Raw genomic sequence first — 11,951 nt, forward strand, 5'->3', positions numbered from 1 at the left:
GAAATTTCCGTGAACGAACAGCGCAGGGACGTTCTCGACCTGCTGGCCGAGGGCAAGATCACCGCGACGGAGGCGGATCAGCTCATCACCGCGCTCGAACGGGACCAGCCGCCGGTGGCGTCGAGTTCCGACACCCGGCCCAGGGGCAGAGCGAAGTACCTGCGGGTGATGGTGGACACCCTCGATGACGGCGAGTCGGGGCAGATCAACGTGCGGGTGCCGCTGCAGCTGCTGCGGGCCGGCGTGCGGCTGGCGGCTGTGCTCCCACCGCAGGTGCTGGAACGGGCCAACGCCGGACTGAGCAAGTCGGGCCTGCCGATCGACCTGACCCAGCTCAAGCCCGACGAGCTTGAGGCGCTCGTGGAGCACCTCGACGAGCTGGTCGTGGACGTCGACCAGCCCGACGCCAAAGTGCGTGTCTTCTGCGAGTAGGAGCCGTCCATAGTGGACGGACCCCCGGGAGGGTGCGGGAACACCCTCCCGAGGCCGCGCCCGCTACAGCAGAGCACGGTAGAACTGCCGACCAAAGTCTAACCGCTCAGCACGCGCAGCCGGGGCCACTCGGACAGGTGGCTCTGCGGCCGAACACCACCCCCGGCCGCACCGGTCCAGCAACACGCGCGTTCCAGTCTGTTCGAGCGCAGGTCCGCTCCGGAAATCCCAGATCCCCTCAGTTTCCGATCATCCAGAAAGGATTGTGGCATGGCAGGCACGACAGGCGGGACCGCCGACGAACAGGAACGCGGTGGGCGTCCGACCGGGTCAACGGGCGGGCCGGGTGCGGGCTCCGCGAGCGGTGCCGACAACGGTGTCGAGGAAGGCTGGGGCAAGGTCGCCGACGCGTTCCGCGCGAACTTCGAGGGAAATCCCGGCGAGGTCGGCGCGGCGTGCAGCGTCTACGTGGGCGGCCGTCCCGTCGTCAACCTGTGGGACGGTCTCGCCGATCGCGAGGCGAACCGACCGTGGGGCAAGAACACCATCGTCCAGGTCGCGTCCACGACGAAGGGCGCTACCGCGATCTGCGCCCACCTGCTCGCACAGCGCGGCGAACTGGATCTGGACGCGCCGGTGGTCGAGTACTGGCCGGAGTTCGGCGCCAACGGCAAGGACCGGATTCCGGTGCGCTGGCTGCTGTCACACCAGGTCGGTCTGCCGGTCGTCGACGGGCCGTTGACGTTCGAGCAGGCCTGCGCCTGGGACCCGGTCATCCGTGCGGTCGAGGCACAGCCGCCGTTGTGGCAGCCGGGCACGGCGCACGTCTACCACAGCATGACGTTCGGCTTCCTGGTCGGGGAAGTCGTGCGGCGGATCTCCGGCAAGTCACTCGGCACGTTCTTCGCCGACGAGGTCGCCGCCCCGCTCGGACTGAGCGCCTGGATCGGACTGCCTGAGGAACACGAGCACCGGGTGGCCGCGCTCCACTACGCCGCTCCGTTCAGCGTGGCGGAGTTGCTCGCGGGGATGATCAAGGTGACCGGGCTCGACGAGGACACGGTCACCGCGTGGGTCAACGCTGTGTGGGGTCCGGACTCGGTGCAGGCCCGCGCCGGCGAGCTGGGCGGCGCACTGGACAACGCGACCGGGTACTTCACCACGCGTGCCTGGCGGGCGGCGGAGTTCCCGGCCGCGAACATGGTCGCGGACGCGCGATCGCTGGCCCGGATGTACGCCGCCACGGTGAGCGACGTCGACGGGGGGCGGCTGCTGGATCCGGCGACGGTCGAGAGGGCGACGGCCGTCCAGACCGACACGACGCCGATGTACGGGCTGCCACCGGGGTTGAACATCCCGGCTGACCGCTCCTTCTACATGTCACTCGGGTTCTGGCGGGCCTGCCCGCCGTACCCGATGGTCGGGCCGGGGTCGTTCGGCCACCCGGGCTCCGGCGGATCGGTCGCCTTCGCGGACCCCGATGCCGCTGTCGGTTTCGCCTACGTCACGAACCACTGGTCCTTCCGGCCGGACGACCCGCGGGCGATGAACCTGGCCGAAGCCGTCCGGTCCTGCCTCGGATGAGGCTCGGCTGACGGGAGCCCCACCCCGCGGGAACTCCTGGAGACATCCGGGCGCTGGCCGCTCACCACGGTGTCCGGGGCACCGTGGTGAGGGTCGCCGCGACCGGGACCGCGGCCTCCGCGCGCTCGACCAACAACAGGGGCCGCGTCCCCGGGTCATCGCTGGGCGGGCCGCGCGGTGTTCAGACCCCGGCCGCGCGCGCCTTCTCGTACACCTCGGCGGCGACGTCGACCAACTCCTGGGCGTCGCGCGGGCCCCGCTGCAGGTCGATGAGGATCTCGTCGAAGCCGATCGCGGCGTGCGGGACCAGGTCCTCGACGATCTGCTCGGCGTTGCCCTGGAAGAGGGCGCGGTCGGAGCCCCGGTACGGCTCGGGGGTGTACTCGGCGTTGGCCCGCAGCACCGTCTGGATCGGCCTGGTGCGTCCGCGTTCGGCCGCCAGTTCCCGCAGCGCGCGCCACTGGGCGGCGGTCCGCTCGGCGCCCAGGGCCAGTGGCAGCCAGCCGTCGGCGTGGTCGATGACCCTGCGCTGGGCGGCTTTGTTGCTGGCGGCCAACAGGATCGGGATCGGCCGGGCGGGCTTGGGGCCGACCACGGCCGAGGAGATCCGGGTGATCTCACCGTCGTAGCTCACCGGGTCCGGCCCCCACACCGCCCGGCAGACCCCGATCACCTCGTCCAGCACCGTGCCGCGCGCCTCGAAGGGCCGGATGCCGGCCGCCGCGTACTCGTCGAGGGACCACCCCGTGCCGAAGCCCGCGACCACCCGGCCGCCGCTCGCCGCGTCCAGCGTGGCGAGGGTCCTGGCCAGCTGGAACGGCTGGTGCAGCGGCGCCACCAGCACCGACGTGCCCAGCCGGACCCGTTCGGTGGCCGAGGCGGCCAGGGCCAGCGTGATCAGCGGTTCGGCCACGGAACGGTAGCTGTCGGGCCAGTCCACCCCGGGCATGCCGAACAGGCCCTGGGTCGCGGGCTCGGGGAAGAGGGCCCGTTCGTAGGCCCACACGCTCTCGTAGCCGATCTGCTCGACGGCGCGTGCCACGTCGGGCACGTCCCTGCCGACGTTGTAGTGGTGGTTCTGCGGGAGGCCGATTCCGAGTGGGGTGGTCACGTTCGTGAACTCCTCGGTTGGTGGGAACGTGGCGGGCGTTGTCTCAAGTGGACAGTCGTTCCGGTGTCGGGCCCGGCCTGGCGGGCCTGGGCGCTAGCGCTGCGTGGTCGGGCGGATGACGATCTCGTTGACGTCGACGTCGGACGGTTGGCTGATGGCGTAGGAGATGGCGGCCGCGATCGCGTCGGCGGAGATGGGCGTTTTCCGGAAGGCGCGGATGGCCTCCCGGGTGGCCGGATCGGTGGTCGCGTCGGCGATCTCGGACTCGACGATCCCGGGGGAGATCGTGGTGACGCGGATGCTCGGGTTGACTTCCAGGCGCAGGCCCTCGGTGATGGCCCAGGCGGCGTACTTGGTGGCGCAGTAGACCGCGCCGGTGGGCATCACCTCGTGGGCTCCCACCGAGGCGATGGTGACGAAGTGGCCGGCGCCGCGCCGCTGGAAGTGGGGCAACGCCGCGGCGATGCCGTGCAGCAGGCCGCGGATGTTGACGTCGATCGTGTGGTTCCACTCGTCGGTCAACAACGCGTCCAGCCGCGACAGCGGGCCGACCCCGGCGTTGTTGACGAGCACGTCGATCCGGCCGTGCCGGGCCACGGCGGTGTCCACGAAGGTGGTGACGCTCTGCTGGTCGGTGACGTCGAGGTGGTGTGGGTCGGCGCTGCCGCCCGCGTCCCGGATCCGCTCGGCCAGCGCGGCGAGGCGGTCGGTGCGGCGGGCGCCGAGGACGACGTGGTGGCCCTGGCTGGCGAGCCGCAGCGCGGTGGCCTGGCCGATGCCGCTGCTCGCTCCGGTGATGAGCACGACTTTCGAGTCGGTCATGACGGTCAAACCCCTTGTCGGTGTGAGCGCCGCTCATGTAGGTGACGTGTCACCTATATGACATGGACCATACATGACATGTCACCTACTTTGCTAGACTGCTCGGGTGGCTGGAGTGAACGACGTCCCGTGGCTCAGTGATGACGAGCAGCGCATGTGGCGGCAGTGGATGGGGCTCAACGCGGAGCTGCTGGCAACGCTCAACCGCGAGACACAGGCCGACGCCGGACTGTCCAATGCGGACTACCAGGTGCTCGTCGTGCTGACCGACTCCGCCGAAGGACGCATTCGGGTGTCCGAGCTGGCCGCGGCGTTGCAGTGGGAGCGCAGCCGGGTGTCGCACCACGTCGCGCGGATGGAGAAGCGGGACCTGGTGAGTCGGCGTGGGTGCCCGGACGACGGCCGGGGTGCCTTCGTGCGCATCACCGAGACGGGGCGGGCGGCCATCGAGCGTGCCGCGCCCGGCCACGTGCGGACCGTGCGGCGCCTGGTCTTCGACGCGCTCAGCGCGGACGAGGTGGCCCAGCTCGGCGAGATCTTCCACCGGCTGCGATCCCGCGTCGGTCGGTCAACCGGTTGAGCGCCCCCGGGCTGCTCGGCGCGAACCTGGGATTGGTAGGGCGGCGCGACCGCCTAGCGTCACCGGCGTCGGCTCCCTGACGTTGGAGGCAGTTCCGTGCGAAACCTCGTGCGCTCGTCCGTCCTGCTGGTGTTGCTCGCCGCGTTCGGCTTCTACCTCTGGTACGGGATCACCAACCAGAGCGGCGAGCCCGGCCTGGCCGCGTGGGTGGGACCGCAGCTGATCGCCCCGATCGGCGCGATCAGCCTGCTGCCCACGGCGTTCACCCTCACCAGGGTGTTCGCCGCCATCGCCGACCGCGACGGCGCCGAGTTCCGCGACGGCCTGGTGGGCGTCGGCACGGTGGTCGCGGCCGCGCCGACCGGGGTGAGCGTCAACGACCAGCCCGAGGTGCGCGTCGACCTCACCGTGCGCACCGCCGACGGGCAGGTGTTCGACTCCCAGGCCAGGCTGGTCGTGCCGCTGACCGAGGTGGCGCTGCTGCGGCCGGGCGCGCTGCTGCCCGTGCGCTACCTGCCGGGGCGCACCGACCGGGTGGCGGTCGACCGCTCCGGCGACACCTCGGCCGCCCAGGAGGCGTTGAACCAGCAGGCCGTCCGCGACGGGCTGACCACGCCGGAGCGGCTGGAGATCGCGCGGCGCGGGGTGGCCGCGCAGGCGGTGGTGACCTCGCTGAGCGTTCCCGGGCAGATCCGGAACGGCAACGCCAGGGTGTGCGTCGGCCTGGTGGTGACCCGCCCGGACGGGTCGAGCTTCACCGCCGAGGTGGACCGGTTCCTGCCGCCCAGGGCCGTCGAGCACGTTCAGGTTGGTCGCGTGGTCACCGCCCACTACCTGCCCGAGAACGAGCGCGAGGTGGTGCTGGCGCTGCCGGCCAACGCCTAGCCGCGACCCGCGCACCGAACTCACCCGCGGGACAGCGTGGTGCCCCGGCCGCACCCGGGCGCCCCCGCGCCGGGCCGCGGGTGTGTTCCGCCGGGAGCGGAACCGCGGCGTCCAGGGGCAGGACGGGTGCGAGGATGACGGTCATGGCGGACATCCTTCACTTCCACCAGAACCGCACCCCCGCGCCGGAGCGCGAGCCGGAGCCGCTGTGGCGTGAGCTGCTCGGCCGGAGCCTGCGCGCGACCAGGGAGCAGCAGGGTGGCCGCCTCGTCGACGTGGCGCGGCGGGCCGGCATCTCGCCGCAGTACCTGTCCGAGATGGAACGCGGTCGCAAGGAGCCGTCGAGCGAGATGATCGCCGCGGTCACCGGCGCGCTCGGCGTCAGCCTGGCCGACCTGCTGGTCGGCATCGCGGGCGAGGTCCGGCAGCGCCGAGGCGCGAGCCCCGCGCCCGGGCGTCGGCCCGCGGGACCCGTGCTGATGGCCGCCTGAGCGCTCGGTCCCTGAGCCCTCGGTCTCAGGCGCGGCGGTCGAGGACGTGGTCCGCGAGGCCGTAGCCGACCGCGCCCACCGCGTCGAACACGCGGTCCCGGTCGGTGTCGTGCCGCAGGTCCGCGACGGAACGGCCGGTGTGCGCCGAGAGGACCTCCTCCAGCTGGGTGCGCACCCGCACCACCTCGTCGGCCTGGAGGATGAGGTCCGGGATGGCGCCGCGGCCGTGCGCCGCCGGCTGGTGCAGCACCACCCGGGCGTGCGGCAGCACGGCGCGCTGCCCGGCCTCGCCCGCGGCCAGCAGCACCGCGCCGGCCGCGACCGCCTGGCCGACGCACGTCGTCGCCACCGGCGCCTTGATGTAGCGCATGGTGTCGTACACCGCGAGCATCGCGGACGGGTCACCGCCCTCGCAGTTGATGTACAGGTTGATCTCCAGCTCCGGGTTGTCCGCCTCCAGGTGCAGCAGCTGGGCGATCAACGCGTTCGCCACGCCGGTGTCGATCGGGGTGCCGAGGTAGACGATCCGGGCCGACAGCAGGTGCGAGTAGACGTCCATGATCCGCTCGCCGGCCGGAGACCGCGTGATGACGTTGGGGATGGTGTAGGTGCTCACGCGTGGCTCCCCGCTGTCGGGCGCAGCCCCACCTCGTGCGTGCGCACGGGCACGACCTGGGCGAGATCGGTGACGATGTGGTCGATGAAGCCGTACTCGCGTGCCTGCTCGGCGGTGAACCAGCGGTCGTGCAGCGAGTCGGTGAAGATCCGCTCGACCGGCTGACCGGTGTCCGCCGCGATGATCCCGAGCACGGTGTCCCGGGTGTGCCGCAGGTCGTCCGCCTGCACCTCCACCTCCACCGCCGATCCGCTGATCCCCGCCGAACCCTGGTGCATCAGGACGCGGGCGTGCGGCAGGGCGAAGCGCTTGCCCGGTGTGCCCGCGGACAGCAGGAACTGGCCCGCGCTGCACGCCAGCCCCAGCGCGAGCGTGGCCACGTCACACGGCACGAGCCGCATCACGTCGCGGATGGCCAGCATCGCCGGGACCGAGCCACCCGGCGAGTGGATCCACAGCGCGACGTCCTTCCTGGGGTCCTCGCTGGCGAGGGACAGCAGCTGGGTGGCGAGCACCGTGCCGTTGTCGTCGTCGAGCACGCCGTCGAGGACCAGGACCCGCTGGCTGAAGAACCGTTCCCGGAGCCGGTGGTCGAACAGCGGCGGCTTGTCGTTGTTCGTCATGCCCCGACCATGCCGCCATCCCGGTGCCGTTCGGCGGTTTCTCCGCTGTGAGCGGATCAGCCCTCAGCAGGCCGGGCACCGGACACTCCCGATGAGCTGGCCGAGGCGTGCATCGAACTGGCCATCGAGATCGTGCTGCCCGACCCCGCCGTCGCGCACCCCGTTCTGGACCGACCCGGCGGCTTCGCCCACATCATCGCCGGCGGCGCGGGTACCACCCCGGAGAAGGTGGTGGCGGAGATCGTGCCGCAGAACATGGGCGCGCTGTCCGGCCGGTTCGGCGAGGCTGACGAGGTGGCCGCGCTGGCCCTGTTCCTCGCCTCCGACAGGGCGGCCAACGTCACGGGTGCCGACTACGTCATCGACGGCGGCATCATCAGGACGGTCTGAGGCGGAGCACGCGGTGAGCTGATTCCCCGCCGCCTGCGCGACAGCCGGCGAGGCGTCGAACGTCGTGCGGAAAGACGCTCCCTCATATACTTCGCGAACCCGCGTTGGGTGGGCCGCGCAGGCGGTGCACTGTGGAGGACGGATGACCGAGGATCGTTCCGTGTTGACCCGCCCGGCCACGGCTCCGGACGTGTGCCTGCGGTACGGCACCCACGAGCCGCACGTGGCGGACGTGTGGTTCGCCGATCCCGCTGTGCCCAACCCCGCGCTGGCCGTCGTGGTCCACGGTGGTTTCTGGCGGCCGGAATACGATCGCCGCGGCACCTGGCCGTTGGCCGACGCCATTCGCCGGCAGGGCTGGACCGTGGCGTCGGTGGAGTACCGGCGAACGCCGGGACAGCCCCAGGCCACCGTCGCGGATGTGCGCCTGGCCCTGCACGCCGTACCCGAGCTGGTGCCCGGCAGCGGGCGGGTGGTGGTCGTCGGGCACTCGGCGGGCGGTCACCTCGCCCTGCACGCGGCCGCCGTCGCGCCAGCGCCTGGCCTGGTCGCGACCGTGGCCCTCGCCCCCGTCGCCGACCTCGTCGCCGCGCACCGGCTGGCCCTGGACGTCGACGCGGTGGCGGCGTTCCTCGGCGGGGCCCCCGAACCACACGGTGATCTCGACCCGGTCCGGCTGCCGACGCCGTCTCGTCCCGTCGTGCTGGTGCACGGGACCGAGGACGCGATCGTGCCGATCGAACTCGCCCACTCCTACGCGGCGGCCCACCCCGCGACCCGGCTGGTGTCCGTACCGGGAGCGGGCCACTTCGCGTTGATCGACCCGCTCAGCACGGCGTGGCCCACCGTGCGTGGCGTGCTGGCCGACCTGTAGCCGTCGGTGCCCGTCCGGGGCGCACCGGCTCGGTGCCGGGGATGTCGGTCGCTGGCAGTACGGTCCGCCCCGTCAGGTCAGCAGAGCCAGGACGAGGAGTGGGGCGTGCGCACGAGGGAACTCGCCGGTGACGGTGTGGCCGGTGCCGAGCAGCCGCCGGTGACGGACGGGCGGGCACCGGAGGTGGCGGAGCCGGTGTTCACCGTGCCGGACCGGTGGCGGCCGCACGTGCACGAGCGGCGCGGCGGGCGGGTGCGGTCCGCCGCGGTGGCCGAGCCCGACGCGGTGGCGGCGGTGCGGGCCGAGCTGGCCACCTGGATGCCGAAGCTGGAGGCCATCCTCGCCCACCCGGACAGCGACGCGACGCTGGTCGCCGCGGCCCGCGCGCACCTCGCCGGTGCGGTGACACCGACCGGCGCCGCGGTGCTGGCCGCGCTGCTGGAGTGCGAGACAGCGGAACCCTACGGCCTGATCAGCCCGGACGACTGGAAGGCGGAGCACAGCGTGCACCCGGCGCGCGTCCAGCTGGCCGCCGTGCTCCCGAGGGTCGCTGACGCGTGGGTGGTGGAACACGGACTGGTGTTCGCCGCGCGGGCGGCCGTCGAGGCCTACCGCGTCGACGTGCACCGCGTGATCCACCAGAAGCCGCCGTACGCGCTGCGCTACGTGCCGCAGACCAGGCACGGCTGGCCCGGCAAGCCGGTCATGCGCCGGGTGCGGTCCCTGCTGGCGGCGGCGTCGGACGCCGACTACGCGGCGGCGGTGGCCGCCGTCGAAGCCCAGCGCGACGACCCGCGTTCCCGGCTCGCCGCGGTGTACCTGGTGCCGACCCGGCAGGACTGGGTCGACCAGGTGTGCGACGAGTGCGAGCAGACCGGCATCCAGCCCACGGACTGGCTGGTGACGCACTCGTTCGGTTCGGCAGCGCAGTTGGAGCGGATGAGCACCTGGATACGCGGCCTCGGCCGACAGCTGCACCTGTCCGAGCGGGAGTACGTCCACACCCTGGCCGACGGGATCGGTGCTGACCTGGCCCCCTACCTCGCGTCCCTGCTCGACCGGCCGTACCTGGACGGCGACGAACGCGCGCTGGTGCTGGGCACGCTGGTCGAGTTCCCGACCGCCGAGGCGGTCGACCAGTTGCTGTCCCGGGTGGACGGGAAGGGCGTGCGGCCCGCCCTGCTCGACATGGCCCGCCGGTACCCGCTGCTCGCGATGCGGCGGTTCGCCGCGCGCGACGGCGCCGGGGCCCTGCTGACCGGCCACCTGAAGCGCCACCCCGAGTTGGCCGACCAGGTCGACCTGCCGGCCGAGGCGCGCGCGTTCGTCGAGCAGTGGCGCGCGGAGCGCGCGAGCGTCGTGGAAGCGCCGGCCGACGCGCTGCCGGCGGTCCTGGTCAGTCCACCGTGGACGGACAAGCGGAAGACCAGCAAACCGTTGGTGGTCAAGGGACTCACGCCGCCGGACTACCAGGCCGTGGAGTGGGAGCCGGGCGAGCAGGCCGAGTGGGCGGCCAAGACGTTCCCCGCGTTCAGCAGGATCACCGTCTTCGGCGCGGCGATCGAGGCGTTCCAGGCCGGCAAGCTCTCGCCGACCGACCAGGAGGCGCTGTTCACGGCCGGCCCGGTGGACGAACTCCGCCCGCTGCTGTCCCGGTGGCGGCCCACCCAGTCGTGGTACAGCGGCCTGCTGGGCAAGGCGCTGCTGGGGCGGTACGGCGTGGCCGCGCTCCCGCACGCCCTGCACCTCAACGAGAAGCCCAGGGAGGAACGCGACGAGCTGATCCTGCCCCTGGTGTCGGTGGACGTGGCGCGGGTGGTCGCCGAGCGGCTGGCGACGGTGAAGGTGAAGGCGACCCGCGAGGTCTGCCGGGAGTGGCTGCGGCGCCACCCCGGGCACGCCGCCCGGTTGCTGGTGCCGGACGCGGTGGGCCCGGCGGGTGCGCGGCGCAGGGCGGCCGAGGCCGTGCTGCGGCTGGTCCCCGAGCAGCAGGTGCGGGACGCGGCGCGCGAGTACGGCCCCGAGGCGGAGCAGGCGATCGACCAGCTGCTCTCGGTGGACCCGCTGACGGTGCTGCCCAGCAGGATCCCGGTGCCCGGTGACTGGGTCGAGGTGGGCGTGCTGCCCCGGGTGCTGCTGCGCGGCACCAGGCTGGCGCTGCCCGCGCCGGCCGTCGGCCACCTGCTCACCATGCTGGCGATGTGCACCCCGGAGAGCCGCTACCCCGGGGTGGACGTGGTGCGCGCGGCGTGCGACCCGGCCTCGCTGGCGCGGTTCGCGTGGGAGCTGTTCCAGCTGTGGCAGCAGAACGGGATGCCGGCCAAGGACGGCTGGGTGCTGACGGCGCTCGGGCTGCTCGGCGACGACGACGTGGTGCGCGAGCTGGCCCCGCTGATCCGGCAGTGGCCGGGCGAGGGCCAGCACAAGCGGGCGGTGGCCGGGCTCGACGTGCTGACCGCGATCGGCACCGACGCGGCGCTGGTGGCGCTGAACCGCATCGCGCAGCGGGTGAAGTTCAAGGCGCTCCAGCAGCGCGCGCAGGAGAAGATCAGCGCCATCGCGGCCGACCGGGGGTTGACCGCCGAGCAGTTGGCCGACCGGCTGGTGCCGGACTTCGGGCTGGCCGAGGCGGGCACGCTGACCATCGACTACGGACCGCGCCGGTTCACCGTGGGCTTCGACGAGCAGCTCAAGCCGTTCGTGCTGGACCAGGACGGCAAGCGGCTCAAGGACCTGCCCAAGCCGGGCGCCAAGGACGACCAGGAGCTGGCGCCCGCCGAGCACAAGCGGTTCACCCAGCTGAAGAAGGACGTGCGGGGGATCGCCTCCGACCAGGTGGCCCGGCTGGAGCAGGCCATGGTGCGGAGCCGCCGGTGGTCGGCGGCCGAGTTCCACACCCTGCTCGCCGGACACCCGCTGCTGCGGCACCTGGTGCGGCGGCTGGTGTGGGTGACCGAGGACGGGCGGTCGTTCCGGGTGGCCGAGGACGGCACCCTGGCGGACGTGCGCGACGACGCGTTCGCGCTGCCCGAGGACGCGCTGGTCGGCGTGGCGCACCCGCTGCACCTGGGCGCGGACCTGGCCGGGTGGACGGAGCTGTTCGCCGACTACGTGATCCTCCAGCCGTTCCGGCAGCTGGACCGCCAGGTGCACCGGTTCGACGCGGCCGAGCTGGCCGCCAACCAGCTGGACCGGTTCGCCGACCTCACGGTGGACGTCGACCGGCTGCTGGGGCTGACCAAGCGGGGGTGGCGGCGCGGCGCGCCCATGGACGCGGGCTTCGAGCCGTGGATCACCCGGCCCGTGCCCGGCGGCGGCTCGGTCGCGGTGCACCTGGACCCGGGCATCGCCGTGGGCATGGTGCACGAGTACTCGTGGCAGCGGGTCCGCGAGGTCTGGCTGAGCGAGGACGAGTACGGCCACTACCCGCGCCGGGGCAACCGCACCTTCGCCGAGCTGGACCCGGTCACCGCGTCGGAGGTGCTGGCCGAGCTGGCCAGCCTGACCAGTCCGACCAGCTGAGCCGGCGGGGTGACCACGGCG

12 protein-coding genes are annotated in these 11,951 nt (G+C 72.7%); 8 read left to right on the forward strand and 4 right to left on the reverse strand.

Annotated features, from left to right (window positions below; all coding sequences use genetic code 11):
* Positions 1-9: 9 nt before the first annotated feature.
* Positions 10-432, forward strand: a complete 423-nt coding sequence (locus LX83_RS20300) for an SHOCT-like domain-containing protein (RefSeq protein ID WP_253773745.1) — start codon at positions 10-12, stop codon at positions 430-432.
* A 270-nt stretch (positions 433-702) separates the two neighbouring features.
* On the forward strand, positions 703-2,016 hold the full coding sequence (locus LX83_RS20305) for a serine hydrolase domain-containing protein (protein ID WP_253773747.1): 1,314 nt from the start codon (positions 703-705) through the stop codon (positions 2,014-2,016).
* Positions 2,017-2,197: 181 nt separating this feature from the next.
* Here LX83_RS20305 and LX83_RS20310 read toward each other — a convergent pair whose 3' ends face one another.
* A complete protein-coding gene (locus LX83_RS20310; RefSeq protein ID WP_253773750.1) occupies positions 2,198-3,127 on the reverse strand; it encodes an LLM class F420-dependent oxidoreductase in 930 nt (309 codons plus the stop codon).
* A 93-nt stretch (positions 3,128-3,220) separates the two neighbouring features.
* Positions 3,221-3,949 (reverse strand): SDR family oxidoreductase, encoded by a 729-nt coding sequence (locus LX83_RS20315; RefSeq protein WP_253773751.1) that lies wholly within the window; start codon positions 3,947-3,949, stop codon positions 3,221-3,223.
* 106 nt (positions 3,950-4,055) lie between these two features.
* On the opposite strand from LX83_RS20315, the gene LX83_RS20320 reads away from it, so the two are divergent.
* The 3 genes from LX83_RS20320 (at position 4,056) to LX83_RS20330 (ending at position 5,905) form a co-directional block, all read left to right on the forward strand.
* Positions 4,056-4,529: a MarR family winged helix-turn-helix transcriptional regulator gene (locus LX83_RS20320; protein WP_253773753.1), complete on the forward strand. Its 474-nt coding sequence runs from the start codon at positions 4,056-4,058 to the stop codon at positions 4,527-4,529.
* A gap of 96 nt (positions 4,530-4,625) precedes the next feature.
* The gene (locus tag LX83_RS20325; RefSeq protein WP_253773755.1) at positions 4,626-5,414 is read left to right on the forward strand and encodes a DUF3592 domain-containing protein; all 789 of its coding nucleotides are present in this window, start codon (positions 4,626-4,628) and stop codon (positions 5,412-5,414) included.
* A 143-nt stretch (positions 5,415-5,557) separates the two neighbouring features.
* The gene (locus tag LX83_RS20330) at positions 5,558-5,905 is read left to right on the forward strand and encodes a helix-turn-helix domain-containing protein (RefSeq protein ID WP_253773757.1); all 348 of its coding nucleotides are present in this window, start codon (positions 5,558-5,560) and stop codon (positions 5,903-5,905) included.
* A 25-nt stretch (positions 5,906-5,930) separates the two neighbouring features.
* On the opposite strand, the gene LX83_RS20335 is transcribed toward LX83_RS20330, so the two are convergent.
* Together LX83_RS20335 and LX83_RS20340 are read right to left on the reverse strand one after the other, a co-directional pair.
* Positions 5,931-6,521, reverse strand: coding sequence for a ClpP family protease (locus tag LX83_RS20335; protein WP_253773759.1), 591 nt, complete (start codon positions 6,519-6,521; stop codon positions 5,931-5,933).
* Positions 6,518-7,144: a ClpP family protease gene (locus LX83_RS20340; RefSeq protein WP_253773761.1), complete on the reverse strand. Its 627-nt coding sequence runs from the start codon at positions 7,142-7,144 to the stop codon at positions 6,518-6,520. Before LX83_RS20340 ends, LX83_RS20335 begins: the two co-directional genes overlap by 4 nt.
* Positions 7,145-7,276: 132 nt before the next feature.
* Here LX83_RS20340 and LX83_RS37915 point away from each other — a divergent pair, with 132 nt between their 5' ends.
* From LX83_RS37915 to LX83_RS38450, 3 genes are all read left to right on the forward strand, one after another.
* A complete protein-coding gene (locus tag LX83_RS37915) occupies positions 7,277-7,534 on the forward strand; it encodes an SDR family oxidoreductase (RefSeq protein ID WP_308204012.1) in 258 nt (85 codons plus the stop codon).
* A 142-nt stretch (positions 7,535-7,676) separates the two neighbouring features.
* On the forward strand, positions 7,677-8,408 hold the full coding sequence (locus tag LX83_RS20350; protein WP_253773763.1) for an alpha/beta hydrolase: 732 nt from the start codon (positions 7,677-7,679) through the stop codon (positions 8,406-8,408).
* A gap of 105 nt (positions 8,409-8,513) precedes the next feature.
* Complete coding sequence (locus tag LX83_RS38450) at positions 8,514-11,930, forward strand: DUF4132 domain-containing protein (protein WP_253773766.1); 3,417 nt, start codon at positions 8,514-8,516, stop codon at positions 11,928-11,930.
* Positions 11,931-11,951 lie beyond the last annotated feature (21 nt).

The sequence above is a fragment of the Goodfellowiella coeruleoviolacea genome, assembly GCF_024171785.1.
In the GTDB taxonomy this organism is placed as follows: Bacteria; Actinomycetota; Actinomycetes; order Mycobacteriales; family Pseudonocardiaceae; genus Goodfellowiella; species Goodfellowiella coeruleoviolacea.